The organism is uncultured Maribacter sp. (assembly GCF_947500985.1).
Lineage (GTDB): Bacteria > Bacteroidota > Bacteroidia > Flavobacteriales > Flavobacteriaceae > Maribacter.
In genome coordinates, this window is record NZ_CANMTX010000001.1 from 466629 (window position 1) to 491699 (window position 25071).

Here is a 25071-nt window from a genome sequence, read left to right on the forward strand (position 1 = left end):
TAAATTACTGCTATGTTATCAAAACACTCAAGAATCTAATTTGCTTCCATGAAATATAAGAACAACCAAATTACTTATAGCCCTTCTGATTTATCTTCTCATAGCAGTTGTAAACACCTTACTCAGCTAAACAAGCAGCATGTAAGAGGAGAAATTTCAGATCCAGAGATATACACGAATCGTGTCCTTCAAATGTTACAGGACAAAGGAATTGAATTTGAAGATAATCACCTGCAAGAAATTAAGACTCAAGGAAAATCTGTTGCAGAAATTAGTGTTGAAGATCCGCATGCTGAGAAGCATACTATTGAAGCTATGCAAAAAGGTGTAAATGTAATTTATCAGGCAAGGTTAAAGGAAGATGGTAAATGGAGCGGCTGGGCTGATTTTTTAAAGAAGGTTGATAGACCAAGTGTTCTTGGAAATTGGTCATACGAAGTTTGGGATACCAAATTAGCAAATGAAACTAAAGCTGGTACAATACTGCAAATAGGTCTCTATTCTGAACGTGTGGCTTCAATACAAGGTCTGACCCCAGAGTATATGCGTGTAATAAAGCCTGAAGGAGAAGAAAAGTATCGATATGATGAATATGCTGCATACATAAGATTAGTAAAAAGAAACCTTGAAGATGCAATTTTGAAAGAAGAGGAAACTTACCCTAACCCTGTAAGCCATTGCGATATCTGTAAATGGTGGAAGAATTGTAATGCGGTTAGAAGAAAAGATGATCATTTGACATTCGTAGCAGGATTAGGAACTTCCCAAGCAAAAGAATTAAAACTACATGAAGTTGATACCCTAGAAAAACTTGCAAATTTAAATCTGCCTGTACCTTTTGATCCCTCAAAAGGAGTAAAGGAAACCTTTAATAAACTTCGGGAACAGGCACGTTTACAATATACAAGTAGACAAAACGGATTTGAGCCCATATACGAAACCTTAGATATAGAAGAAGGCAGAGGACTGAACAAATTGCCAAAACCATCTGTAAATGATATTTACCTCGATTTTGAAGGGGACAGAATGGTTGAGCCAGATGGTCTTGAGTATATGATTGGCTACGTATACAAAGATGAATATCATGCGCTTTGGGCTAAAAATGAAAAAGAAGAGAAAGAGATTTTTGAGAAATTTATTGACTTTGCTTTCAAACAGAAACAAGTAGATCCTTCACTTCATATTTATCATTATGCACCTTACGAAGTCACTGCTTTTAAAAGATTAATGGGTAAGTATGCATCGCGCGAAACTGAGATTGATATCTTTTTAAGATCACACACATTTGTTGATCTCTATACTGTTGTTCGTCAGTCAGTTCGAGCTAGTGTGGAGAAGTACTCGATCAAAGACTTAGAAGTATTTTTTGGTTATGAGCGTAAGATGGATTTGCGACAGCTATCAAGTCATAAAACGCAATTAGAGCTACTTCTTCAAACTAATAATATTGATAAATTAACAAAGGAAACTAAAGATGCCGTACAGCTTTATAACCAAGATGATTGCCAATCATTAATTCGCCTTCAGGAATGGTTGGAAGAGATTCGTGCTAGTCTAATAAAACAAGGTGAAAACATTCCAAGACCAGAGGATGACGATGGTGCAGCAAGTGATAACATTACTGCTCATCAAGAACGTATAGAACCTATAATGAATTCTTTGCTTGATGGCATACCTTCAATAAGAACAGAACGAAACGAAATTGAACAGGCTAGATATATACTAGCCCATATGCTGGATTGGTATCGCAGAGAAAAGAAATCATTTTGGTGGGAGTTTTTCCGTTTGAAAGAGCTACCAGAAGACCAACTTTTGGAAGAACGAAAAGCGATTTCTTTTCTAGAATATACAGGTAATCGAGAGCCTGAAAAAAGAAGCGTCGTAGATAAATATAAATTTCCGCCCCAGGAATGTGATTTGCGTCAGAATCAATCCTTGGAGGACCAAGAAAACAATAAAATAGGCACCATTCATGAGATTGATGTTGAAGCGGGTGTTCTCCGAATTAAAAAAGGTCCATCTAAAATTGATTTACCACACCCAATTTCGGTTATCAGTTTGGAAAGCGTAAATTCTAGTGTAAAAGAAGAATCTATTATAAAACTTGCAGAATGGGTGGTTGATAATGGAATGGATTGCGATGATGAGTCATACAGGGCAGCTAGGCAATTGCTGATGAATAGTCCTCAGAGCATAATTGAAGATAAAACACATTTTGAAGAACTTATTGAAAAAACATATGATTTTGCATCTAAGCTAGACCATAGTTATCTGCCTGTTCAAGGTCCTCCAGGGACCGGCAAAAGTTTTACTGGAAGCCACCTTGTTGTTAGATTGATTAAAAATGGCAAGAAAATAGGTGTTACAGCTCTTAGTCACAAGGTCATCTCTAACTTGCTAACGAAAATTTGGGAGACAGCTCAAAAGGAAGGTATTAGTATTAAAATGATGCAAAAGGTTAAAATGGATTCTGAAGAAAGTAGACCATGGACATTGGTTAAAGATGAGAGTCCTATCCAAAAAGCAATTGGCAATTTTGACGTTATAGCCGGAACATCTTTCATGTGGAGCAAACCAACTTATCAAAACAGTGTGGATTATCTTATTGTTGATGAAGCAGGTCAATTATCTTTGATTGATACTCTAGCTGTTTCACATAGTTGCTCCAATCTTGTTTTGTTAGGTGATCCACAACAGCTAAAACAGCCACAGCAAGGTGTGCATCCAGACGGTACAGAGGTATCTGCACTTGAAAATGTATTAAAGGGCGAAAAAACTATTTCTGATTATCAAGGAGTATTCTTGGCAGAAACCTGGCGCATGCATTCATCAATCAATACTTTCGTATCTGAACTCTTTTATGAGGGTAAATTAAAATCAAAAAAGCATCTTGATGCACAGCAAATAATAGGCTCAAAGTATGCCGGAGCTGGAATGTATCTTGAAGAAGTTGAGCATGACGGAAATACAAACTCATCTTCTGAAGAAGTTGAGAAAATAATCGAAATTGTAACACACCTTACAAGTGGAAAAGTAACTTATATTAATGAAGAGAAAAAGGAAGCTATACTTACCACTAGTGAAATAAAAATAATAACTCCTTATAATGCGCAAGTACAGGCTATTAAAAAAAGGTTACCTGCCTTAGAAGTTGGTACTGTTGATAAATTTCAAGGTCAGGAAGCTCCAGTAGTTATTTATTCAGTAGCAACATCAAGCTTAGAAGAAGCCCCGCGTGGAATGGAGTTCCTATTTAGCCCGAATCGATTTAATGTAGCAGTTTCAAGGGCTCGAACATGTTTTATTATGGTGGCAAATCCATCTATTTTTGAAGCTGAATGTAAAAGTCCGCATCAAATAAAGTTAGCTAATGCTTTTTGCCGGTTTAAGGAACTTTCAAAGTAAACTTTAGAATGAAAAATAATAAGATATTCGTAAAGTTAGCTCCAGAGTTTTTCAAACCTACTACTAACTACTCTAGTATAATGTGCGGTATGCTTGGGGTCTCGATGCCCTAAGTAATCTTGTATTAATCTTAAGTCGTAGCCTTTGTTAGCTAAATAAAAGCCACAAGAATGCCTTAAAGTATGCGGATGAACACTTGGTAAATCTGCCTTCTCCCCTACTGATGTTGTAATATAATTTACAGCTTGTCTGGTTAATGGTAATCCTCTTTCATTTACAAACAACCAGGGTAGATTATCTTTTCGAGAAGTTAAATAACGTTTTATCGCTCTTAATTCATCACCAGAAATAGGATGCTCTACTGAAAGACCATTTTTTAATCTATTTATCCAAACTCTAGACTCTTTTAGATTTACATCTGATTTTTTCAAGTTTACAGCTTCACTTACTCGCAATCCATGTCGATAAATCATAAGTAACAAAATGTAATTCCTTTTTGGATATCGGGTTTGTTTTGAAGCTTGAAGAAGCAACTTCATTTCTGAGTCACTTAAATAGTCTTTAGTCCTTTCATGTTCATCTGTAGTTACATTTTTCATACTCTTTACATTTCGCCCGTTGGTGTGTGATTTTTAATATTCGCTAATCCCAATGTAATATAATTCAAAATTTACAAACTCTTTACAAAATACAGATTTTGTAAAGAGTTAATTATGGTTGTTTCACAGGGACTAATTTATTTATCGTTGTAATTGAGCTAAATAAATATGGGACTCAGTAAGAAATAGAAATATTTATATAATTATCTCGTTAGAATAGTTTAATAAGATTATAACCACCAAACCTAACCACTAAATTTTATGAAACAAATATTAATTTTCATAATTTTCATCTTGTCATTTTCTCTTTATGCTCAAAATGATGCAGGTACCGACAGAGAAGCATTAATTGCCTTATATAATGCAACAAATGGAGAAAATTGGAAATACAAATGGAATTTAAGTGACCAAGTTGATGAATGGTATGGGGTTACAACTAACTCTGAAGGAAGAGTTATTAAACTATTGCTAGGATTTAATAATTATTTAGATGGTGAGCTTCCCGAGGAATTGGGAGATTTAGATATGCTTACTGACATGGTTATTTATGGAAACCCAAATTTAGTAGGGTCAATACCTGCCGAAATAGGAAGTCTTAATAATATAAAATTCATTAATCTTAGTAGAAATAAGCTTGTAGGATCTCTGCCTGAAGAAATCGGTCAACTAACGAATTTAATTAGGCTGTACTTAAATCAAAATAACTTAAGTGGTCAAATTCCAGAGGGAATCAGTACGATGGCAAGTTTAACGGAATTGAATCTTAGTAATAATGATTTTACGGGTGAATTGCCAAATAGCTTTAGTCTTTTGCCTAGTATTTATGATTTGAATCTAGGATATAATGATTTTACTGGAGAAATTCCACAAACTTTTGACCAACTGAATACACTTGGAATTCTCAACCTTACAAATAATAATCTTGAAGGAAATTTTCTTTTACAACTATCTAGTCTTAACAATTTAAGAGAATTAAACTTAACTCAAAACCAACTTTCAGGTGAACTTGATAATAGTATTGGTAATATGACCGGATTAAGAATATTAAGATTAGGAGGTAACTCCTTTTCGGGTACTCTACCTATTGAACTAGGACTACTTTCAAACTTGAATTATTTAAACTTATATGGAAATGGGTTTCATGGAGAATTACCTGCAGAAATAGGAAATTTAAGTTCTTTGCAAAGACTTTATTTATCTGAAAATAATTTTCATGGAAACCTACCTGCAGAACTATCTCAACTCAATATTTTAAGGGAGTTTAGTGTTGCGAAAAATAATTTTGAAGGTGGTTTCCCAATAACATTGACTACCCTGAGTAATTTGGAGGTTTTATATGTTAACGACAATCGATTTCAAGGCTCAATACCAGAAGAAGTAATTAACCTACGAGATTTAAGAAGAGTTAGCTTAAATGGGAATTTATTTGTTGGTGATGTTCCTTTATTTTACGAAAACATTGAATATATTGATATTTCAGAAAATGTTTTCTCTCAAGAGAACATGGAAAATATTTTGACCAATCAAGATAATACAAACGTATATTATTACGGCCCTGTAAATATCATTCACGAACCGCAAAAAGAATATTTATATGATACTAATGAAATAAAAGGGAATGTCAGATTTGATATTTTAAATAATGGCTGTTCTCAAAATGATACAGGTGTTCAATATCTAAAAATGTTATTAAAATCTGAGAATGACAGTATTATAACTTTTACTTCGGAAGATGGATTTTATCGTTACCGTGTGGACGAGGGTCAATATCAAACTTCAGTAGTACATGATTTGCCAGATTATTTTAATGTGTCACCAAATTTTCAAGAGACAACTTTTACTGATACTGGCAAACAAATAGATGCTTCGTTCTGTATTAGCAGCGAGCAGAACATTAGTGATTTAAATATAAGTTTTATACCAATTAGAGAGGCAAGAGCAGGTTTTAATACAACGTATGCTTTAATTATTAATAATGCTGGAACCTTAGCTAAAAATATAAATGTTCAACTAAATTTTAATCAACTACTTACTTTTTTAGAAGCTTCCGAATCACCTAGTGTTCAAAATCTAAATTCATTGGAATTCGAATTTGAAAATTTTAAAGCTTTGGAAACTAAAAAAATTACTATCAAATTTGATATTCCTCCCCCACCTACAGTAAACTTAAATGATGTACTGAATTTTACAGCCACAGTAAATCCACTAACTGGCGATTTCACTGAAGAAGACAATACGTTTACCCTTGAACAAACCATAATAGGCTCTTATGACCCAAACGATATTACGGTTTTAGAAGGCGAAGAGGTGCATATTGACAATGTAGAAGCTTATTTAAATTACGTAATACGTTTTCAAAATACAGGAACAGCCTCAGCTATAAATGTGAGAATTGACCATGAGTTAGATGCTGATTTGGATTGGGAAACCTTTACCCCGCTTTCATCGAGCCATGGTAATACCACAACTATAACAGACGGTAAATATGTTGAATTTCTTTTTGAGAACATTCAACTACCTGATAGCACGTCTAACGAACCTGAAAGTCATGGATATATAGCATTTAAAATCAAACCTAAATCAAATGTAGCAGTGGGTGATTTAATCGATGGACAAGCAAGTATTTATTTTGATTTCAATCCACCTATTTTCACAAACACTGTTAATACTGAGTTTGTTGACGAAAGCGAACTCCTAAGTTCTACAGCGGAAATAATAAATCTAATTTCATGTCCAAGTGCGAATGATGCGATTATTGAAGTTGTCGCTAACGGAGGAGCTGAACCTTATCTATACGAATTGTGGGATGAAAACTCTAACCCACTAATTATTTCTCAGCCGAATAATACCTTCGGTGACTTTGGTCCAGGTAATTATATCACAAAAGTTATTGATAATAATGGCGAAGAATCATTCTTCAATATTACCATTCTGGAAGCCCTTACTATCGAAACTACTTTTGAAGTAACCGATGCATCTTGTTTTGGAGCTAACAATGGTCAGATAGAAGTATTTGCGACTAATGGAAATGCTCCCTACCAATATCGTATAAATGGAGGTGATTTACAACAATCAAACTTATTTGAAAACCTTATACCAAATCAATACGTTATTGAAACTATTGACATGAATGGCTGTAGTGTAATTTCCGAAACATTAACAATAACAGAACCTATAGTTCTAATGGCTAATACTACCGTTACTGATATTAGCTGTAAAGGGCTAAATGACGGTAACATTTCAATAAATGCTATGGGTGGGACATTGCCACATGAATATAGTGTAGATGGAACTACATTTTTATTAAGCAACGAGTTTAATGATATAGCTCCCGGCAATTATACTGTGTGGTGTAGAGACTTCAATGGATGTGTTGTTTCAAATGAAGTGGTTATTTCAGAACCAAACAGTCCTGATTTTGATAATGATGGAATTGGAGATCAATGTGATGATGATATTGATGGTGACGGAGTTACCAATAATCTAGATAATTGCACAGAAACACCTTTAGGTACAGACATAGATAATTCGGGCTGTGTAAAATTCAGTTTGCCCAATACCAATTTTTCCATTCAGGTAGTAGGTGAAACCTGTGCTTCTAGCAATAATGGTAGTATTCTAGTTACGGCAATGGAAAACCTGGATTATACCGCAACATTAAATTACGTTAGTACTACCATCGACAAAGATTTTAGAACATTTGTCGCTTTTCAAGATTTGGAAGCTGGAGCTTATAACATCTGCATAACGGTTTCCGGCGAATCTAATTTTGAGCAATGTTTCAATATAAATATATCACAGCCTGAACCATTGGATATCGATGCAAAAGTTGATAATACTGGAAAATCGATTACTTTGAAAATGAAAGGTGGAGAAAATTATACGATATCTATCAACGATGTAATTTACCAAACAACTTCTGAAGAAATTATTTTGCCACTTTCAGATACGCAAAATAACGTCCAGATTAAAACGGATAAAGATTGTCAAGGTATTTATGATGAAATGTTTTTAATTGATGTGTCGGAAATTTTAATTTTTCCAAACCCAGTTGTTGGCAATGAAGTTTCGGTACAAATACCTCATTCATTTGACGAAAACATTCACTTGACACTATACGCCAATGATGGACGAATGGTAGCTAAAATGATAGAAAAAAACAATGGAGACCCAATCAAAATTAACGTAAGCGGATTAACTTCAGGTATTTACAATTTAAATATCGAGATAGGAAATAATTCTGAATCTCGTAGAATAATTATTAAATAATATAGGCTATGGATTTTTTAAAACGAATACTAGTTATAGTCTTTATACTATTAGTTTTTTCTTGTGGAGGATCGAAAGACCCACTTATTGAGGAAGAAATAGAGTTAATTGAAGACCCAGTGGCTGTTACTCTTGTATTTCCTGAAGATAATTTGGAATGTCAAGAAGGAGTTATAATCAACGATGCCCAAAGTGAAGTGATTTTTAGATGGAACGCTTCAGAGAATACTGACAGTTATGAGTTATATCTTGAAAATATAGATTTAAATATTGATTCAGAATTTGAAAGCGTAACAAATGAATTGGCAATTACACTTGAAAGGGGAAACGCATATCGGTGGTATGTAGTCTCAAAGTCTCAAATGAGCGAGAAAATAGCGGAGAGTGAAATCTGGCAATTTTATAATGCGGCACCAGCAACTGTAAATTACGCACCGTTTCCAGCAGAGGCAGTCAGTCCTTCCAATAATTCAAGAGTAGATGCTGTATCCGGGAACATTTCATTACAATGGGAAGCAGCTGATATAGATGAGGATATTGAATATTTTGATATATACTTCGGCACTGACAATCCACCTACAAATAAAATAGGGTCAGCATCGCAAAGTGAAATAACAGTAGACATAGAAGCAAATTCCACCTATTATTGGTATATCCTCACCATTGATAGTACTAATAATAATTCTAAATCGGATGTATTTAAATTCTCAATTGAATAACAAGTAATCTTACTTTTTTAATTTAGAAATCTTTAAAAAAAGTATAAATGGATATTCCGAAGTAACTACAAAGAGATTCCAAAGTACTAACAGTAATATTTACTTTGCTAGTTTCAATGCGAGAAATATGTATGCCAGTATCATTGTATACATCTTCTTGCGATAAACCCTTAATATCCCTAAGATGCTTTAACTGAGTTGAAATTTTCTGTAGTAATTCTTCATTTCGTAAACGACCTCCCATAGTGGGATGAAATCTCTAAATAAAACATGATTTTAATAATGACATATATGTCATTATATTTGTTGTAAGATAGAGATAAGATGGATTATGAAATAGTTATATCTAACAATGCTTCAGAGGAACTTTTAAAAATTATACACAAATACTGGATTATAGATAATGAAAAATTCAAGTATAATTTAAAAGAAATTATGTTTGAGGATACTCCTAGTAAAATATTAATCAGCGAAATTTTAAGTTATTCCTACTGTATTTTTAAAGCCAAGCCCTGTGCACTGTGCGCTTCTAATTCAAATATAATTATTCATGATAGAAAGCAGCTGTTGGAGGTAACTGTTTGTAATAATCTGATATGTGATAAATGTAAATTATTTTCCCCAAATTATAAGAAAGATGCTTTAATTTCAAATGATCTATATTACAATTTAGCTCTTTTGTCTGAGGAGGAACATAATGTTTTAAAAGGGATTATTAATCTGAAAACAAAATTTCTAATCTATAGACATATTTTCAATAATAATATAGAAGATGAAGCTATATGGAAAGTAATAAACCAACTTGAAAAACTAGGTTTAGTTTGGATTGAAAGAGAATCATCTTGGAAAATCAAATCATTTAATTTTGATAGAAAACTCATTGATATCTTAAGGTAATTTTGACGAAAGTATTTTAAAAATTTTCTAGTATTAGTTTTTAAATTGGATATTAATAAGAAAAGTTATCAGCATTAAATATGGACATAAAATATGAACACTATTATTCCAATTCAACCCAATTCATATTATTTATTGACCTTTCCAAGCAATATGAACAAACAGCAGTAAATACTTGTAAAATAGACTTTGTAATAACCCTCCTATAACTTGTAGTTGCAACATCTTTCATAGAATATTTAAATACCCTACTACTGTCGGAAATTTTAAAAACAAAAAAACCGCTCATTTCTGAGCAGTTTGTATTATAATATAAAATTATATTTATCTGTTTAACATGTACGATGCTACTTCTAGTTCTAATTCGTAGCACTCTTCCATTTGGCGCTCTACATCATCCATACTTTCCATGATAGAGATATCATTCATTTTTAGAATAGACATCAAAGAATTGGTGCTATTTGCAGTACGATTAATAGTTGATTTCAAGTTTTCTTTTTTCTCAAAGCAACTATGCGTCTGAGGTTCATATAAATAAGATTCCAATTTCAATAATAATTGTTCCACCGATTTACGCTTTCGTTCTAATTCGGTCAATACAGCTACTTTTTGGGAACTCATTGAAATTTTCATAAACCAATTTATTTTATATAACTAACGAGACATTATTAAATTGATTGTGTTAAAAAAGAAAGTTTCTTTCATGATATCGTATAATAGCAAAATAAATTACCTGCCTATTAAAAACAAAAAAACCGCTCATTTCTGAGCGGTTCTAATTCTAATCTTCTAAGTTGAATTCTTAGAAAAGACCTTTTGCTTTGTCAAGTAAGCTAGCGGCATCGCCACCAACTAAACCGCTAAGACCTTCTAAGCTAAACGCTGAATCTGAAGCTTCGTTCGATACGAACTTCTCTTTAAGGCTATCTACTAAACCTGGTGCAACATTGCTAGCTTCTGCCTGAGCATCTGCAGCATTCATACCTTTGCTCTCTAGTATTTCAGCTAGTTTTCCTTTTAAGTTTTCAACAATACCACTGTCTTCTGTAGCATTACCGTCATTTGAAAATAAGCTTGTTACCGCACTTAAATCTCCTGCACCTACTTTCTCCATAAGACTGTTGATAAGTGATGATGCTCCTTCTTCTGCAGCGCCACTAGTTGCTTCAGAATTTAAAGAATTTGCGCTCATTGTTTCTTGCAATTTCTCAATTGCCATTTGCTTTAATTGATCTAACATTTGTGTTTAAAATTTATAGTTAATAATGGTATAATTCGTTTTTGAACAAGGTGTTACAAGATTGTAATTACCTTGTGTATTTTATAAAAATAGACATTTTATAGGCTCGGCTGTCTACCATCCGAATTTGGACTATTTTCCAAAAAAAAGTCCGTCATTGCTGACGGACTTATTGAAGTTTAATCTATAACTTTTACGTTAACTGCGTTTAATCCTTTTTTTCCTTGGGTTAGTTCGAATTCAACTTCATCGCCTTCGCGAATCTCATCAACTAATCCTGAAATATGAACGAAATGTTCTTCGTTTGAACCTTCTTCTGTAATAAATCCTAAGCCTTTAGCATCGTTGAAGAATTTTACTGTTCCTGTACTCATAAATGTAATATAATTTGATATTAATAATTACTAAAAGAGATGCAACTATGATGCCAAGAATTGAAAACTGCCATAATTATATTTTTAATATCATCATCATATGAGGTAATCGTTGTAGTGTTGACCACACAATAAACTTTAGCTGCAACCCCAATAGCATCCCTTTTGACAAGGAAATTCAAAAAAATTAGGATCACTTAAATAAATGCTTTATTTTAGTATCGTAAAATAATTACTGTGACGACCAAACCAAATTTTGTTCTTCTTTCTGAAAATAACACCTACTACGTAGAATACCTTATTGGGCATCTTGTTCTAGCGAACAGTATTACCGAAGCCGTTATTTTTGACTCGCAATCTCATGCTATAAAATTTCAAAAATACCTCTACAAAAATTGTAGTGTTCGGTTTTCTGTAAACACCTTTATTGCCTAGTTCATTTATTGCCATAACATCTTATTGGTTAAATACTTCTTAAGATGGATTAATACTAGTAATTCAACTGCTATCTTCCCTAAAAATTTAAATAATGAAATATCTAGTTCTACTTTTTCTTGCAACCACTATGGTTTCTTGCTTATCATCAGATGACAAAACGCCTACGGTAGTCGAAGCTATTGATTATACGGCTATAAATGAAGAAGAAATAAATGCGTATTTAATAGCAAACGAACTAGAATCGCAAACCACAGCAACGGGCTTGCATTACATCATTGAAAACCAAGGTGACGGTGCACAACCAACGACTACATCAAATGTTACGGTTGTTTATAGAGGACATTTTTTAGATGGTACTGTTTTTGACCAAAGCACTGAGGGATTATCAATTGGTCTAGATCAAGTTATTGCTGGGTGGACAGAAGGTATTCCCCTTTTTAGTGAAGGTGGAAATGGTGTATTACTTATTCCTTCTCACTTAGCTTATGGTAGTTTTGATTTTAACGGTATTCCTGGTGGTTCTGTTTTAGTTTTTGATATTGAATTAATTTCGGTTAATTAAACGAAAATGCATCGACTGACATCTTTGCAGTGTGTACTTGCGTAACTGCAGCTACTTGCTCGGTCCAAGCAAAATAGAGGGTTTCTTCAACAATTTCCATCTGAGGAAATCCGGATTTTCGAGAATCTGCCATTTCCGTAATCAATTGTTTTTCAGAAGTTGTTCCGTCTTTATTTACAATCATAGCTTTAAATAATGCGGTTTCGTCATTGGCTTCCATCCAACTTACAACTGCTTGATCTTCATCCATCCAAAGAACATCTACACGCCCCATAATTGTACCTTCTGCAACGGAAACTGGTTCTGAAAATACCCCTCCACCATCTGAAGAAAAAGCGATTTGAACCTTTTGCTTATTCGAAGCACCCGTAAACCATGCCACGACCAAATTATTACCCAAGGCATCTACTTTTGGTCCGTTTACCGGACACCCTTTTATCTGCCAATTATCTTCATGTATTACTTTAGGTGCCGACCACTCCCCCTTCACCTGGCGTACAATACTAATATCGCGAATTTCATCATCTGAGCGGTCTCTATAAATTACCACCGGTCCGTTATCTGTTATTACAGAAGTCGTTTGGCAGCAATCGCAAGTGCTATTATCCAACTCATACTCCTCTAACATTTCGCCAGTAGTAGATACCACTCCGCCACGTAAAGTCATGGCTCCGCGTTCTCCTGTTTCATTTTCTTCGGTATTTCTACCATCTAACCAATTGACAAAGAAATTGCTATTATAAGGTACTATACTTACAAAACCATGTTCGGTTGGCGTACCATCGGTATGCAGGTCTAAATTGGTCTTCCAATCTGTCGCTCCCTTTGGTTTCACATTCATTTTTACATCATACGAATACGTACCTTCTGTGGATTTCTTTAAAACGTGAGACCATAAATTACCATTGTTTTCGGTAATCATAGGGTAATCTGCCCAGTTGACAAACCAATCTGTACCGCTACATATATTTTGCGCCTCTTGCCACTCGCCATCAATCAATTCTGAATACCGCATGGTCGCCACTGTATCATTAGAAATTTCTACCCATGAAAGTAATGCAACATCTTTATTCGACATTAAGTGCGGCAAAGCACTAGCATCGCCAGCAGGAGAAATCATTTCTACAATCGCGATTACCGGTGCTTCCGGTTGTACATTTTTAGGTTCTTCTTTACAACCTAGCATCAAACTGAATGCAACAAAAAGAAAAAAGGTATTCGTTATTTTACGCATTACTTTACTGCTCTAAGTTTTTCGATCATTTCTGGACTATCCCACTTCAATCCGCCATCAAAACGTAATACCTGCTCCCCTACTTCATTATATATAAATGTTGCCGGCAAGGCACTCACATTTTCTTCGGCATACACACCGTTAAATTTTATAAAATCTAATTGAAATCCGCGTGCTTCTTTAAAAGCTAGTATCTTCTTGACCGACTGATCAGATGCAAATAGAAATACATAGTTTTCTTGTTCTAAAATAGTCTGTGCTTTCTCCATATCTGGCATTTCTTCAATACAAGGTCTGCACCAGGTTGCCCAATAGTTCAACAATACACGCTTACCTTTGTAATTGCTTAATTCTATAGGATTACCTTCTAAATCTTCATAAGCTGTAGTGGAAATTTTTTCCACTACAGCTTCTATTACTTCAGGTGCTACTGTCTTGGTTTTTTCTTCTTTACAGCCAACCAAAACAACCCCTAAAATTAAAAAATATACTATTCTTAAATGCATATTCAAATATAATATTTAGTGCCATGAAACCGACACGCATAGAAACAAAAAAACCGCCTATTAGGCGGTTTTTCATATAATAACTATTACTTCTTATTTAACTTCAACCAATTCTAATTCGAAGGTTAAATCTTCACCAGCTAAAGGGTGGTTTGCATCTACAACGATATCATTTTCGTTTACTTCTGCAACACGTAATTGTCTTTCACTACCATCTGCATTGGTTGCCATAAGTGCCATATCTACTTTTGGCTCCATTTCTTGTGGCAATTCTGATTTTGGAACGGTTTGAAAAAGCTCTTTTTGCTTTTCACCGTATGCATCTTCTTTAGCGATAACGATTGTTTTCTTATCGTTTGCCTCCATGTCTAACAATCCCTTTTCAAAACCTGGTATTAAACTACCTTGTCCTAATTTTACCTCTAAAGGTTCTCTATCTACTGAACTATCAAATATTTGACCATTACTTAGTTTACCTGTGTAATGTACTTTTACCTGACTATCTGCTTTTACTTTACTCATACTATTAAATTCTACTATTTAACTTAATTGAGGTGCTAAGGTATTATTCTCAATAGGGAATAACGAAGATTATGCTAAAACCTTCCTTATTTAGCCTCTTCTTAACATTAAAAGTCGAAAAACAAGGTCAAATTCCTCTTAATGAACACCTTATTCATCTTCCTTGATAGCATTTACGTTCCCATTATATTGAATAGTATTTCTATTTGCCATGTTTACCGAAACAACACTTGACTTGCTAGGATAGATATCAATATAAATAGTATACCGATCAGATGTGTCGGCTACTTGAAAGCTAATGGTATACTTTTGCTTATCGCTATTAAACTTCTGTGTATAATTAACTGGTAGCCCGTTAAACTCAATTCCTGTAGCAGAACCATAACCACCACCAAATTGGCGTTCTCCATAATAAGGTAAGTTAGCCGATACACTATCCCCAAAAATCTTTAGGTAATTACCATTACCCGTTAAATCTATACGTGAAATGGTACTACCGGGCGGAATGAGTCCGCTATTTGCAACGGCATTTAAACTTTGTGTGACTGTTGGGTTGGCAGATGTTGCCGTAAATTCTATTTGTTTTGACGCTACCAAACCATGAATAGCATGCGAATCGCTAATTGCAGTTTTTGAAGAGGAACAGCCAAATAATATACTAAAGGTGAATAGAAATATAAATGAGCTTCTCATAAGTGTTATTTTAAATCACCTAATAACTTACGAAATCTATGCCAAAAGATGAAATTTAATCTTCAAACTCTTCTTCTTCAAATTCAGTATTTACTAAAACTGACTTTTTAAAATTAAGATTTCGAGATTCTTTATATAATGCCTTGATTAATCGTTGACGTTTACGATCAGAAATATTTAAAGTATCCAATCCTCTAATTTTTTCTTGTAATGCAGCTCTTTGAAGCATTACTGCTGTTTCATAATTAGGTTCAAATTGAAACATAACCGGACCTTCGTCTTCTTCTTTCGAGTTTACTTTTGTAGAATCGTTCGCTTGTGAGTACGAAATACCTGTACAGAAAAATGTGCAGCATATAGCTAGCCGCATAAAAATTTTCATATCAATTTCATTAGTGTTCTAAGTCTAAATTAGTAACATTTTCTTTAAATCGCTCTAAAACAGAAAACTTAACAGGAAATTAAATTAATTATGACCAATAAACTAAAATATAGGTAGTTAAACGGGTTGTCTAAATCTCATGGTATACTCTAAAAAATCAAATTCGAGCTCAAAAGTTTCCCTAATATGATGATTGACCAGCTTATATTGCTCTGGTACTAATTCTTTAGAAGACCTCATATATTTCAACAACTTTTCATTAGCATCAGAAAGCTTTGAAATCTTATTCTTTAAATATGTTTTTGTCTCAAAAAGGGCCATAGTTTTTGGTTCATATAAATAAGAATCTACTCTTACCTTAAATTGTTGTATCGTATTGTAACAACGTTCTAATTTACCTAAACACATAGATTTATTCTGTACATTCTGCATAGCCGTAGATTTAAAAACATAGTTGTGGGAAATTTACTTCAATTTAAGACAAACAGTCCATATTTAAATTATGTTTGTGTAAGTTTAACTTAATTTTAAATTGGTACCGGTTTTGCTAACTTTATAGAAACAAAAGGATTAGAAATTCTTAATCTAATTATTGAAATTATTAAGATTTTTTTAATTGCAATGCATCATTGAAATGAGTACCTTAAACTAAACTTTTAGCTTATGAATATCAATTTTGAATACGACGATGTAAAAGCAAGCAACCGATTAGAAATAATGGCTGCTGAGAAATTAGAGAAACTATTGGATAAATTCGATTTTATCGTAAGATCCGATGTTTTCTTTAAAAAAGAGAATACCTCTTCCCCCGATTCAGGTATGGTATGTAATATACGCTTGAGTGCTCCAGGTCCTCGCCTGTTCGCACAGTCGTCTTCTGCTAGTTTTGAAGCTGCAATTGCTTCATCTATAGAAGATTTACAACGACAATTGGAAAAAAGAAAAGCAAAAATGCAGTCTCATTAGACTGCATTTTTTTTATTGTTTTATAGTATCTTCAGAAACCATGTGATTGGCAATCACCGTTTGAACCCTCTCAGAAAATGGGTTTTTCTTCAATTCTTGTATTAAACGTTTTCTTCTTGAATCAGATATATTTATAGTATCTAATATTTCTTTCATTCGCAATTGATATGCAATACGACTCTGTCTTAATGCCACTCGCTCAGAAGCGGTTAGTACATAATCAGACTCAAATTGATTTAATAGCATACGTTGTTTTACTCTAGCATCTGACTGCAAAGAGTCTTGTGCCTGGGCAGTTTGCATGCTCAAAATACCGCATAGCAAAAAACCACAAAAAATGGTTAGTTTTTTCATTTTAATAGCTTGTTCTACTTTAAAATTAAGATAAAAAATCCGATATTCCTTTGAATATGAAATAAAATAGTAGTTAATCGGATAAAGAAGTTAGTTCATCCAATTTATACAATAATCCTGAAGCACCCCCTTAAACCATCTGATTTTCAATATTTTAAGAAAACAACCTTCAATTACACTTCAATGTTGTTAAGTTGAATAAAGTTGCTAACCTCTGTTTTTTAACAGTGATACGCGCTAATTTTAGATTCTATTTTTTTAGGTTACAATTTTGAATTAAAAAATCAATCTATGAGGAGATAATAATTCAAATTTGTAATATAATAGGATGAACTTGTAAATCCATTGCTAATTCACCAACATTATAAAGAATTGAAATAGGTAAAGTCAATTTTTAATACCTTTGCATCTTGAAATTTTATGTATGATAGTCTGGATTGTCTTTATTTCCTTCGTTCTAATATTCCTTGCCTTAGATTTAGGTGTTTTTCATAAAGATGAACATGTTATTAAATCTAAAGAAGCAGGAATCTGGACTGCTATTTTTGTAACGGTTGCATTTGCCTTTAGTGGCGTTATCTATTGGTTGTTCAGTGCAGAAATTATTGCCAACCCAACAGGACTAACACCAAACGATGCGGTTTTAAAGTATATTACCGGTTACCTTATTGAACTTTCATTAAGCGTTGACAACGTTTTTGTAATTGCAGTTATATTCTCATCATTTAAGATTCCGCCATTATATCAACATCGTGTATTGTTTTGGGGAATTCTTGGTGCAATTGTATTTAGAGCATTAATGATATTTTTTGGAGTTGCCCTTATCACCAAATTTGAATGGATCATTTATGTGTTTGGCGTGTTCCTATTATATACAGCATTTAACATGCTAAAAGGTGATGATGATGACTTTGATCCTAAGAACTCTTTCGTATTTAAACAGATCAAAAAGATATACCCAGTAACTTCTACAATGCACGGTCATGATTTCTTTGTGAAAAGAATGGGACTAAATGCTGCTACTCCCCTATTTGTAGCACTTATTGTTATTGAGCTTACCGATATTCTTTTCGCTTTAGATAGCATACCTGCGATTCTAGCAATTACAGCTGATCCATTTATCGTATTTACTTCGAATATCTTAGCTATTTTAGGTTTGCGTTCTATGTACTTTCTAATTTCTAGAATGTTAGAGAAATTTAAGTATATCAATTATAGTTTGGTAGTTATTCTTGCTTTTGTTGGATTAAAGATGTTATTCTCCCATTACATACATTTACCGGAATGGGTGTCTTTAACTGTTATTTCAGTTGCGCTGGTATCAGGAATTTTAGCATCAATGTTAATTAAGGATAAAGAATAGTTCTTTAAAGCATTTGTAAAATGCTACTTTTCTGCTAGCTTGGCATCGATAATTGCCATGGCATCATTGACAGTTTGCATTTTATCCATATCATCATTTTCTAAGCGAATGTCGAAAGCGTCTTCTACATCTAATACAATATCTACAAGATTTGCAGAATTGATATTTAAATTATTCATGAAGTGACTATCTTGCTCAATATCAGTAACCGCTACGTCTTCGGGAAGATAGATTTTAATGATATCTTTCAATTTCTGGTATTTTTCTTCTTTAAGCATATATTAATTCAATTAAAATACCCTTTGGTATTATTTTAGTTTTGATTATTCTTTTGTAAATGACTTAAATATAACACAAGCATTTACATCTCCGAATCCAAAACTTGCTTTTGCGATAACTTTCGGAGCATGATTATTTGTTTCCCTTGGAATACAGGTATCAGATATCAACTTTAAGATCTCTGGATGTATATCATCACAATTCACATTCTTAAACACTACCTGCTCTTTAAATTGTAATATCGTGGCGACACTTTCAATACTACCAGCTGCCGCCAAACAATGACCCACCGAACCCTTGAATGAATTGATATACGGAAAATCGTCATGATTTCTCCCAAGTGCTTTACTCCAGTTTTCTATTTCTAGTCCGTCTTTCGTAGTTGCAGTTAAATGCCCATTAATTACATCAATATCTGAAGCATCAATACCCGCATTAGTCACCGCATTTCGTATGCAACGTTGCACCGCAATACTATTTGGCGCGGTCATGGATCCTTCTCCTAATTGTCCGCCGCTATTAATTTCACCTCCAAGTACTTCTGCATAAATATGTGCACCTCGTTTTTGGGCACTTTCCAAGGACTCTAACACCAATGCTCCTGCTCCACTACCAGGAATGAATCCTGCTGCAGTGGCACTCATAGGTCTACTTGCCTTGGTTGGATTATCATTATACGATCTTGGTAAAATACGCATGGCATCAAAGCCGCCCCATACATACGGTCCACTATCACTACAACTACCGGTCAACATAATTTCTGCTTTTCCCTGACTAATGCGATCGTATGCCATAATAATACCTTCTGCACCTGTTGTACATGCCGCTGAGTTTGTAGTGACTTGATTTCCGCAACCTAATAATCCACCTAAATAGGCACTTATACCGCTTGCCATAGTTTGTACCACCGAAGTGCTACCAAGTCTACGAACATTACCTTCATCTATTAAATGTATGGCTTCCCTAAACTTATCTACTCCTAAAATACCGGTACCAAAAATGATTCCGCGATCCCAACTTGGTTCGTTGGTCGTATTCTTTTCTAAACCAGCATCTTTCCAAGCATCTACTCCTGCAATTACTCCATATACAATTCCCGTAGCATTTAATCCTCTGCGCTCTAATGGGGTAAAATAATTGTCAATGAGATTGTCTTTCACCAATGGCTCACCTGCAACCTGACACCCAAAACCTAGTTTTTCTAGATTTGGCTGATGCCGAAGTCCGCTTTTACCTTCTAGCAACGCATTTGTAAAATCAGTAAGACCTACACCATTTGGTGCACATACTCCTAAGCCCGTAATAACTACACGTCTACTCATTCGCTACACCTATCATGCCTGCTAGAATCCCTTTACAGACCAGTTTATCATCTTCATTATACATTTTTACTTCACATTTAAGCTTTTGAAACCTGAAATACACCAATTCTGAAACTACCTTGACACGTTCTCCAGGAAATACCGGTAATAGAAATTCCATTTCAGAACTACTCATTCCTATACCTATATTTTCCAATTTAGTTTTTTCACCCAATAAATAAATACCCAAACAAACCAAGCCAATTTGCGCGGAGCATTCGGTCAAAATTACACCTGGTGTAACGGGATTGTTTTTAAAATGCCCTTTATAAAAATCTGCATCGGGCGAAAACTGATAAGCACCTTCCACGCCTTTATCATTAATATTTAATATCTCTTCCACAAATAGAAAAGGCTCTGAATACGGTAGTTGCTTCAATATCCAATTATAAGATTCTTTCATCATCTATAAATGTTACATCAAACTTTCGCCGCCATCAACTTTTATGACGGTTCCCGTAATCCATTTTGCTTCATTCATAGTTAACAAATACACTGCATTTGCAACGTCTTCGGGAGTTGTTAAACGGTTCTGCGGATTTCTTTTTAAGGCATTTTCTTTAATTCGCTCGTAACCGGGAATCATTGATAACGATTTGGTCATAGTAATACCTGCTTGTATACAGTTTGCTTTTATACCAATAGGTGCAAACTCTAACGCAATACTTCTGGTTAGTGCTTCTAAAGCTACTTTAGCCACCGAAACAGCACTATAATTTGGTAATGCTTTCTTATTACCTTCACTTGTAAATGAAACTATACGCGTATCGTCTGCAAATAAATTTGCCGTAACCAGTGCTTTTGTCCAATCATATAAGCTTAAAGCCATGGCATCGAAAGTGATTCTAAAATCGGTATCGACCAAGGTTGGTCTACTTTCAGAATACATGGGCTTAAGCGTTCCTTTAGCTACACTATGTATCAATACTTTTATTTGATGCCCTTCTGGTAACTGTTGCTGAATATTAGAAATAATATCTTCGCGTTTTTCAGCATTCAATACATCTACATTCATGGCTATCAATTCATTTCCAAAGGCACGAATTTCATCGAATCCTTTTTCAATCTCATCCATAACTGCACGTCGATCTCGGTGCATAATTAAAATATGGTAACCGTGACTAGCCAATTTCTTTGCCGTAGCTAGTCCGAGTCCGCTACTTCCGCCTAATATTAAAGCCCAATAGGTATTTTTCATAATTTTTATTTAGATGCTACCATTCTATCAATACGCGTTGTGCAGAGAAACCGGGACCAAAACTTAATATCAGCCCTTGCTCACCGGCTGTTATATCCTTTTCTAAAAAACGCTCTAACACGTATAAAACAGTAGCACTACTCATGTTTCCATAAAGACGTAATACCTCTCGGGTATCATCAATATTTTTACCTAAAGCACCAAAAAGCGATTCTACAGTTTGTACTATTTTCTTTCCTCCGGGATGAAAAATTAAATGGTCCACCTTTTGAATATCACTGCCATACTTTTCTAAGAACGGATGTACGATATCGGCAAAATGATTCGATATCGTTTCAGGTACTGCCGGATCAAGAATCATTTTTAAACCATGATTGGTTAAATCGAAACCCATCATTTGCGTAGCATCTTTAAAGTGATACATTTCTTCTCCTATTATTTTTGGTCCTACAGCATCTTCTTCGGATGATAATAGTACACAAGCCGCACCATCACCAAAAATAGCCGCACTTACCATATTTGCCATAGAATAATCTTGGAGTTGAAATGTTGCCGTCGGACTCTCAACAGAAACCAATGCAATACGCTTACCAGGATTGGATTTTAAGAAATTATGGGCATATATGAGCCCAGATACTCCCGCAGCGCAACCCATTTCAGTCACTGGAAGTCTTACCACATCTTGACGCAACCCTAATTCATTTATCAAATACGCATCTAAAGACGGTATCATAATACCTGTGCAACTTACCGTAATAATATAATCAATGGATGAAGCTTCCCAATCGCTTTTCTGAAGTGCATTTCTAAGTACGTTAGCACCCATTCGCTTGGCTTCTTTACTATAAATTTTGTTCTTATCTTCAAAAGAAGTAGTTACAAATACATCTTCAGGTGGCATAATAGAGAACCTTTTATCTACTGCAGCACCTTCAAAAATCTTAACGACCTTACGAGAAAAGCGTTCCTCTTGACCACTTAGCCAAAACTCTACAAGGGGAATGATATCTTTTGTATTTCTAGAATACGGTGGTAATTCTTTTGTAACACTAACAATTCTTGTATAATTCATAGCTATTCTTAAACTTCAATCTACTTATTTCTTTTTTAAGACCCATACATATCTAAAAGCCCATTTCCATTTAATATAGTGTGATACGTTGCTAACCTGACTGGCAAAATGCTGTAACTCTTCCTTTTTAAATGCTCTACGTATAGATAACAGTCCGTCTTTCTTTGCTATTTCTGTTCTAATAAAAAATAGACTAAATGTCTTGAATAAATAATATGCAACGGGACTCCGTTCCAAATCATTTATAACCACTCCTAACTTTGCGATATCTACAAAGCGATTTACGAACTTAATTACTCCTTCATCTGTAAAATGATGTAAGGTCAAAGTCGTCATAACCACATCTACATTCCATTCAGAAAAATCAGTTTTTAAAATATCGGTATTTAGGTAACTAATCTCAGGATAATCAGATGAGTATTGCTTTGCTAATTGCAATCCTTGTTCATTAAAATCAACTCCAATCAATTTAAGTTTTACATTCTTCTTTCTTGCTGCTAATGCCAGCTTTCTAAGCATGGTTCCTTCGGCACAACCCATATCTAAAATCGTATACGATTCTTTATTGTTTTTCTCAAGTAACTCAAAAACAGAACCTAAGGTTATACTATAACCCCCAAGCAACCTATTTACCCTATTAATATCTTGCAGTATCGTTTCTAGCTCATTAGTTGTACCTAAAAAGGTATCCATGATTTCCACTTCACTACTTCTTTGTGTAAAATCTACCATTATGATATTAATTCTCCATGGGTTTTAGAAATAATAAACTTCAATATTGATTTAGATTTTCCAACAGTTTTAATTCCCATTGAAACTAATCTTTTATTCATTAAGACGGACTGTAATTTTCTGCCGAACCATAAACGTTTACTAAAAGCTTTTGACCATGCCTTTTTATAATCAATTTCTAAGTCAATACGTTTATAATCTGATTCACTAACATATTTTGATATTAATTCAGATACAATCTTAGCGCTGTGAATAGCCATTGCCATACCATTTCCACAAAGTGGATGTATAAGCCCAGCAGTATCGCCACACATCAACATATGATCGACCACGTTATCTTTTTCGTCAAAGGCTATTTGAGCAATGGTCATAGGTTTCTTAAAAACAGGGATTGCATTTGATAGAAACTCTTTTAAAAACGGGTTCTCTGCAACTACTTCAGTATTGAAACTTTGAATATCCTTATATCCTTTAAAGCTTTCATAACTAACTAGATAACAAAAATTCACCGCTCCGGTTTCCGTTTTTGAGAGTCCGCCGTAACCGCCATTAAAATTGTGCAGCGCAACTACATCTTCCTGAAAATCTTCAAGTTCATAATGTCCTTTTACCGCCAACCATGATTGCTTTTTCTTACTGAAAGCCCTATCTAAATCCTTATCTAAGACCGATCGTTTACCATAAGCTCCTATGGCAATTTTAGAATAATAGGTACAAAACTTGGTAGTAATAGTGAAAATATCATTCTTAAATACTGTCGCTATGACCTTCTCCAAGTAAAAAATGACCCCAAGCTCTTTTGCACGTTCAAAAAGCAAATTGTCAAGCGTATATCTACTTATGCCAAATCCGCCCAAGGGCAAATCGGTCTCAACGATAAATCCGTCTTCTGTACTTATTTGAAATTGTGAAATATCTTTGGCCCCTTCTGCCTTTAGGTCTACTCCTAACCGTTTTAAATACGGATCAATTTCTTTAGATACATATTCGCCACATACTTTATGATGCGGATATTGCTGCATTTCAATCACAGCGACATCCAATCCTTCCGAAGCCAAATGAATAGCAGCTGTTAATCCCGCTAGTCCACCTCCTATAATAAGTATGCCGTGTTCTTTCACTGCATGGAAGTTACACCAAAAACAAAAAAGCCCTGCAAGTGCAGGGCTTTTATTTTAACTCAATACTAAAATTTGTATCTCTTAGTTCGTTTGTGTTTGTGCTTCTTGTTTTAAAGACTCACTAGCTACAATCGCTAATTCAACACGTCTGTTCTTTGCTTTACCGGCTGTAGTTGTATTATCACCTACTGGTTGTGTTTCACCATACCATTTCGTATCAAAACGACTAGCGTCGATACCTTGACTGATTAAATAGTTCGTTACAGATTCTGCTCTTTGCTTAGATAAGTTCAAATTATACTCATCGGCACCAGCACTATCGGTATGACCTTCTACTAAAATATTAGATTGAGGATATTCTTTGAAAATACCTACTAGTTTATCTAGTGTCACTGCAGATGTTCCTTGAACATTAGATTTGTTGGTATCAAAATACACACCAGCTTCTTCATTGAACGTTACGTTGATACCTTCACCAACACGCTTTACTTCTGCACCAGGTATTTCTTCTTCAATACGTTCTGCTTGGCGGTCCATTCTATTACCAATATAACCACCGGCAGCACCACCTATTGCAGCACCTAAAATGGCACCAAGCGCCGTATTATTACCGCTACCAACATTATTCCCCAAGATTCCACCGATTAAAGCCCCTCCTGAAGCACCTATAACCGCTCCTTTTTGTGTTTTATTTGCATTCTTTACTGTACTACAGCTCATTACCAAGGCAAGAGCAATTATGTAACTAGTTCTACGTAATATCATTGTTTTCATATGCTTATTTT

28 protein-coding genes are annotated in these 25071 nt (G+C 34.4%); 8 read left to right on the forward strand and 20 right to left on the reverse strand.

Annotation, left to right across the window (positions count from 1 at the left end; genetic code table 11):
• Window positions 1-48: 48 nt before the first annotated feature.
• Complete coding sequence (locus Q0871_RS02075; protein ID WP_299317308.1) at window positions 49-3405, forward strand: TM0106 family RecB-like putative nuclease; 3357 nt, start codon at window positions 49-51, stop codon at window positions 3403-3405.
• A gap of 35 nt (window positions 3406-3440) precedes the next feature.
• On the opposite strand, the gene Q0871_RS02080 is transcribed toward Q0871_RS02075, so the two are convergent.
• Window positions 3441-4004, reverse strand: a complete 564-nt coding sequence (locus Q0871_RS02080; protein ID WP_299317311.1) for a tyrosine-type recombinase/integrase — start codon at window positions 4002-4004, stop codon at window positions 3441-3443.
• 261 nt (window positions 4005-4265) lie between these two features.
• Here Q0871_RS02080 and Q0871_RS02085 point away from each other — a divergent pair, with 261 nt between their 5' ends.
• Window positions 4266-8273 carry a T9SS type A sorting domain-containing protein gene (locus tag Q0871_RS02085; RefSeq protein WP_299317314.1) on the forward strand — a complete coding sequence of 1336 codons (4008 nt, stop codon included), beginning with the start codon at window positions 4266-4268 and terminating at the stop codon, window positions 8271-8273.
• An 8-nt stretch (window positions 8274-8281) separates the two neighbouring features.
• The gene (locus tag Q0871_RS02090) at window positions 8282-8992 is read left to right on the forward strand and encodes a hypothetical protein (protein WP_299317317.1); all 711 of its coding nucleotides are present in this window, start codon (window positions 8282-8284) and stop codon (window positions 8990-8992) included.
• 22 nt (window positions 8993-9014) lie between these two features.
• On the opposite strand, the gene Q0871_RS18710 is transcribed toward Q0871_RS02090, so the two are convergent.
• The gene (locus tag Q0871_RS18710; RefSeq protein WP_367275112.1) at window positions 9015-9236 is read right to left on the reverse strand and encodes a helix-turn-helix domain-containing protein; all 222 of its coding nucleotides are present in this window, start codon (window positions 9234-9236) and stop codon (window positions 9015-9017) included.
• Between the two features lie 80 nt (window positions 9237-9316).
• On the opposite strand from Q0871_RS18710, the gene Q0871_RS02095 reads away from it, so the two are divergent.
• A complete protein-coding gene (locus Q0871_RS02095; protein WP_299317319.1) occupies window positions 9317-9889 on the forward strand; it encodes a hypothetical protein in 573 nt (190 codons plus the stop codon).
• 324 nt (window positions 9890-10213) lie between these two features.
• Here the strand turns inward: Q0871_RS02095 and Q0871_RS02100 are convergent, their stop codons facing one another.
• The 3 genes from Q0871_RS02100 to Q0871_RS02110 all read right to left on the reverse strand — a co-directional run bounded on the left by Q0871_RS02100 (window position 10214) and on the right by Q0871_RS02110 (window position 11503).
• Complete coding sequence (locus tag Q0871_RS02100) at window positions 10214-10522, reverse strand: hypothetical protein (protein WP_299317321.1); 309 nt, start codon at window positions 10520-10522, stop codon at window positions 10214-10216.
• 169 nt (window positions 10523-10691) lie between these two features.
• A complete protein-coding gene (locus tag Q0871_RS02105) occupies window positions 10692-11129 on the reverse strand; it encodes a hypothetical protein (RefSeq protein WP_299317324.1) in 438 nt (145 codons plus the stop codon).
• Between the two features lie 179 nt (window positions 11130-11308).
• Window positions 11309-11503, reverse strand: coding sequence for a cold-shock protein (locus Q0871_RS02110; RefSeq protein WP_299317327.1), 195 nt, complete (start codon window positions 11501-11503; stop codon window positions 11309-11311).
• A gap of 237 nt (window positions 11504-11740) precedes the next feature.
• Here Q0871_RS02110 and Q0871_RS02115 point away from each other — a divergent pair, with 237 nt between their 5' ends.
• Both Q0871_RS02115 and Q0871_RS02120 read left to right on the forward strand, forming a co-directional pair.
• On the forward strand, window positions 11741-11938 hold the full coding sequence (locus tag Q0871_RS02115) for a hypothetical protein (RefSeq protein WP_299317330.1): 198 nt from the start codon (window positions 11741-11743) through the stop codon (window positions 11936-11938).
• A 94-nt stretch (window positions 11939-12032) separates the two neighbouring features.
• The gene (locus Q0871_RS02120) at window positions 12033-12503 is read left to right on the forward strand and encodes an FKBP-type peptidyl-prolyl cis-trans isomerase (RefSeq protein ID WP_299317332.1); all 471 of its coding nucleotides are present in this window, start codon (window positions 12033-12035) and stop codon (window positions 12501-12503) included.
• On the opposite strand, the gene Q0871_RS02125 is transcribed toward Q0871_RS02120, so the two are convergent.
• The 6 genes from Q0871_RS02125 to Q0871_RS02150 all read right to left on the reverse strand — a co-directional run bounded on the left by Q0871_RS02125 (window position 12496) and on the right by Q0871_RS02150 (window position 16272).
• On the reverse strand, window positions 12496-13737 hold the full coding sequence (locus Q0871_RS02125) for a hypothetical protein (protein WP_299317334.1): 1242 nt from the start codon (window positions 13735-13737) through the stop codon (window positions 12496-12498). The genes Q0871_RS02120 and Q0871_RS02125 overlap by 8 nt on opposite strands.
• Complete coding sequence (locus tag Q0871_RS02130; RefSeq protein ID WP_299317336.1) at window positions 13737-14243, reverse strand: TlpA disulfide reductase family protein; 507 nt, start codon at window positions 14241-14243, stop codon at window positions 13737-13739. The genes Q0871_RS02125 and Q0871_RS02130 overlap by 1 nt, the downstream gene beginning before the upstream one ends.
• Before the next feature lie 93 nt (window positions 14244-14336).
• A complete protein-coding gene (locus Q0871_RS02135) occupies window positions 14337-14765 on the reverse strand; it encodes a peptidylprolyl isomerase (protein WP_282117946.1) in 429 nt (142 codons plus the stop codon).
• 150 nt (window positions 14766-14915) lie between these two features.
• The gene (locus Q0871_RS02140) at window positions 14916-15458 is read right to left on the reverse strand and encodes a DUF4251 domain-containing protein (protein WP_299317340.1); all 543 of its coding nucleotides are present in this window, start codon (window positions 15456-15458) and stop codon (window positions 14916-14918) included.
• Window positions 15459-15513: 55 nt separating this feature from the next.
• Complete coding sequence (locus Q0871_RS02145; protein ID WP_299317343.1) at window positions 15514-15840, reverse strand: hypothetical protein; 327 nt, start codon at window positions 15838-15840, stop codon at window positions 15514-15516.
• Between the two features lie 117 nt (window positions 15841-15957).
• The gene (locus Q0871_RS02150; RefSeq protein ID WP_299317345.1) at window positions 15958-16272 is read right to left on the reverse strand and encodes a hypothetical protein; all 315 of its coding nucleotides are present in this window, start codon (window positions 16270-16272) and stop codon (window positions 15958-15960) included.
• 231 nt (window positions 16273-16503) lie between these two features.
• Here Q0871_RS02150 and raiA point away from each other — a divergent pair, with 231 nt between their 5' ends.
• Window positions 16504-16806, forward strand: a complete 303-nt coding sequence (gene raiA / locus Q0871_RS02155; RefSeq protein ID WP_073244581.1) for a ribosome-associated translation inhibitor RaiA — start codon at window positions 16504-16506, stop codon at window positions 16804-16806.
• A gap of 12 nt (window positions 16807-16818) precedes the next feature.
• On the opposite strand, the gene Q0871_RS02160 is transcribed toward raiA, so the two are convergent.
• Complete coding sequence (locus Q0871_RS02160) at window positions 16819-17109, reverse strand: hypothetical protein (RefSeq protein ID WP_299317350.1); 291 nt, start codon at window positions 17107-17109, stop codon at window positions 16819-16821.
• Between the two features lie 475 nt (window positions 17110-17584).
• Between Q0871_RS02160 and Q0871_RS02165 the strand changes: the two genes are divergently transcribed.
• Window positions 17585-18523: a TerC family protein gene (locus tag Q0871_RS02165; protein WP_299317352.1), complete on the forward strand. Its 939-nt coding sequence runs from the start codon at window positions 17585-17587 to the stop codon at window positions 18521-18523.
• Window positions 18524-18546: 23 nt separating this feature from the next.
• On the opposite strand, the gene Q0871_RS02170 is transcribed toward Q0871_RS02165, so the two are convergent.
• The 8 genes from Q0871_RS02170 to Q0871_RS02205 all read right to left on the reverse strand — a co-directional run bounded on the left by Q0871_RS02170 (window position 18547) and on the right by Q0871_RS02205 (window position 25060).
• On the reverse strand, window positions 18547-18801 hold the full coding sequence (locus Q0871_RS02170) for an acyl carrier protein (protein WP_299317354.1): 255 nt from the start codon (window positions 18799-18801) through the stop codon (window positions 18547-18549).
• 45 nt (window positions 18802-18846) lie between these two features.
• Window positions 18847-20124, reverse strand: coding sequence for a beta-ketoacyl synthase (locus Q0871_RS02175; RefSeq protein ID WP_299317356.1), 1278 nt, complete (start codon window positions 20122-20124; stop codon window positions 18847-18849).
• The gene (locus Q0871_RS02180) at window positions 20117-20566 is read right to left on the reverse strand and encodes a FabA/FabZ family ACP-dehydratase (protein ID WP_299317942.1); all 450 of its coding nucleotides are present in this window, start codon (window positions 20564-20566) and stop codon (window positions 20117-20119) included. Before Q0871_RS02180 ends, Q0871_RS02175 begins: the two co-directional genes overlap by 8 nt.
• Window positions 20567-20578: 12 nt before the next feature.
• Window positions 20579-21361: an SDR family oxidoreductase gene (locus Q0871_RS02185; RefSeq protein ID WP_299317359.1), complete on the reverse strand. Its 783-nt coding sequence runs from the start codon at window positions 21359-21361 to the stop codon at window positions 20579-20581.
• 16 nt (window positions 21362-21377) lie between these two features.
• Window positions 21378-22433: a type III polyketide synthase gene (locus tag Q0871_RS02190; RefSeq protein WP_299317360.1), complete on the reverse strand. Its 1056-nt coding sequence runs from the start codon at window positions 22431-22433 to the stop codon at window positions 21378-21380.
• Between the two features lie 24 nt (window positions 22434-22457).
• Window positions 22458-23165, reverse strand: coding sequence for a methyltransferase domain-containing protein (locus Q0871_RS02195; RefSeq protein WP_299317361.1), 708 nt, complete (start codon window positions 23163-23165; stop codon window positions 22458-22460).
• Window positions 23165-24286 carry an NAD(P)/FAD-dependent oxidoreductase gene (locus tag Q0871_RS02200; protein ID WP_299317363.1) on the reverse strand — a complete coding sequence of 374 codons (1122 nt, stop codon included), beginning with the start codon at window positions 24284-24286 and terminating at the stop codon, window positions 23165-23167. The genes Q0871_RS02195 and Q0871_RS02200 overlap by 1 nt, the downstream gene beginning before the upstream one ends.
• Window positions 24287-24367: 81 nt before the next feature.
• The gene (locus tag Q0871_RS02205; RefSeq protein WP_299317366.1) at window positions 24368-25060 is read right to left on the reverse strand and encodes an OmpA family protein; all 693 of its coding nucleotides are present in this window, start codon (window positions 25058-25060) and stop codon (window positions 24368-24370) included.
• Window positions 25061-25071: the final 11 nt, after the last annotated feature.

Excerpts from the sequence above, each read along its gene's own strand:
- Q0871_RS02080 (WP_299317311.1), bottom strand. The coding sequence starts at position 4,004 with ATGAAAAATGTAACTACAGATGAACATGAAAGGACTAAAGACTATTTA.
- Q0871_RS02090 (WP_299317317.1), top strand. The coding sequence starts at position 8,282 with ATGGATTTTTTAAAACGAATACTAGTTATAGTCTTTATACTATTAGTT.
- Q0871_RS18710 (WP_367275112.1), bottom strand. The coding sequence starts at position 9,236 with ATGGGAGGTCGTTTACGAAATGAAGAATTACTACAGAAAATTTCAACT.
- Q0871_RS02095 (WP_299317319.1), top strand. The coding sequence starts at position 9,317 with ATGGATTATGAAATAGTTATATCTAACAATGCTTCAGAGGAACTTTTA.
- Q0871_RS02125 (WP_299317334.1), bottom strand. The coding sequence starts at position 13,737 with ATGCGTAAAATAACGAATACCTTTTTTCTTTTTGTTGCATTCAGTTTG.
- raiA (WP_073244581.1), top strand. The coding sequence starts at position 16,504 with ATGAATATCAATTTTGAATACGACGATGTAAAAGCAAGCAACCGATTA.
- Q0871_RS02165 (WP_299317352.1), top strand. The coding sequence starts at position 17,585 with ATGATAGTCTGGATTGTCTTTATTTCCTTCGTTCTAATATTCCTTGCC.
- Q0871_RS02160 (WP_299317350.1), bottom strand. The coding sequence starts at position 17,109 with ATGCAAACTGCCCAGGCACAAGACTCTTTGCAGTCAGATGCTAGAGTA.
- Q0871_RS02085 (WP_299317314.1), top strand. The coding sequence starts at position 4,266 with ATGAAACAAATATTAATTTTCATAATTTTCATCTTGTCATTTTCTCTT.
- Q0871_RS02190 (WP_299317360.1), bottom strand. The coding sequence starts at position 22,433 with ATGAATTATACAAGAATTGTTAGTGTTACAAAAGAATTACCACCGTAT.
- Q0871_RS02120 (WP_299317332.1), top strand. The coding sequence starts at position 12,033 with ATGAAATATCTAGTTCTACTTTTTCTTGCAACCACTATGGTTTCTTGC.
- Q0871_RS02075 (WP_299317308.1), top strand. The coding sequence starts at position 49 with ATGAAATATAAGAACAACCAAATTACTTATAGCCCTTCTGATTTATCT.
- Q0871_RS02130 (WP_299317336.1), bottom strand. The coding sequence starts at position 14,243 with ATGCATTTAAGAATAGTATATTTTTTAATTTTAGGGGTTGTTTTGGTT.
- Q0871_RS02185 (WP_299317359.1), bottom strand. The coding sequence starts at position 21,361 with ATGAAAAATACCTATTGGGCTTTAATATTAGGCGGAAGTAGCGGACTC.
- Q0871_RS02175 (WP_299317356.1), bottom strand. The coding sequence starts at position 20,124 with ATGAGTAGACGTGTAGTTATTACGGGCTTAGGAGTATGTGCACCAAAT.
- Q0871_RS02110 (WP_299317327.1), bottom strand. The coding sequence starts at position 11,503 with ATGAGTACAGGAACAGTAAAATTCTTCAACGATGCTAAAGGCTTAGGA.
- Q0871_RS02145 (WP_299317343.1), bottom strand. The coding sequence starts at position 15,840 with ATGAAAATTTTTATGCGGCTAGCTATATGCTGCACATTTTTCTGTACA.
- Q0871_RS02150 (WP_299317345.1), bottom strand. The coding sequence starts at position 16,272 with ATGCAGAATGTACAGAATAAATCTATGTGTTTAGGTAAATTAGAACGT.
- Q0871_RS02195 (WP_299317361.1), bottom strand. The coding sequence starts at position 23,165 with ATGGTAGATTTTACACAAAGAAGTAGTGAAGTGGAAATCATGGATACC.
- Q0871_RS02205 (WP_299317366.1), bottom strand. The coding sequence starts at position 25,060 with ATGAAAACAATGATATTACGTAGAACTAGTTACATAATTGCTCTTGCC.
- Q0871_RS02180 (WP_299317942.1), bottom strand. The coding sequence starts at position 20,566 with ATGAAAGAATCTTATAATTGGATATTGAAGCAACTACCGTATTCAGAG.
- Q0871_RS02105 (WP_299317324.1), bottom strand. The coding sequence starts at position 11,129 with ATGTTAGATCAATTAAAGCAAATGGCAATTGAGAAATTGCAAGAAACA.
- Q0871_RS02140 (WP_299317340.1), bottom strand. The coding sequence starts at position 15,458 with ATGAGAAGCTCATTTATATTTCTATTCACCTTTAGTATATTATTTGGC.
- Q0871_RS02135 (WP_282117946.1), bottom strand. The coding sequence starts at position 14,765 with ATGAGTAAAGTAAAAGCAGATAGTCAGGTAAAAGTACATTACACAGGT.
- Q0871_RS02170 (WP_299317354.1), bottom strand. The coding sequence starts at position 18,801 with ATGCTTAAAGAAGAAAAATACCAGAAATTGAAAGATATCATTAAAATC.
- Q0871_RS02100 (WP_299317321.1), bottom strand. The coding sequence starts at position 10,522 with ATGAAAATTTCAATGAGTTCCCAAAAAGTAGCTGTATTGACCGAATTA.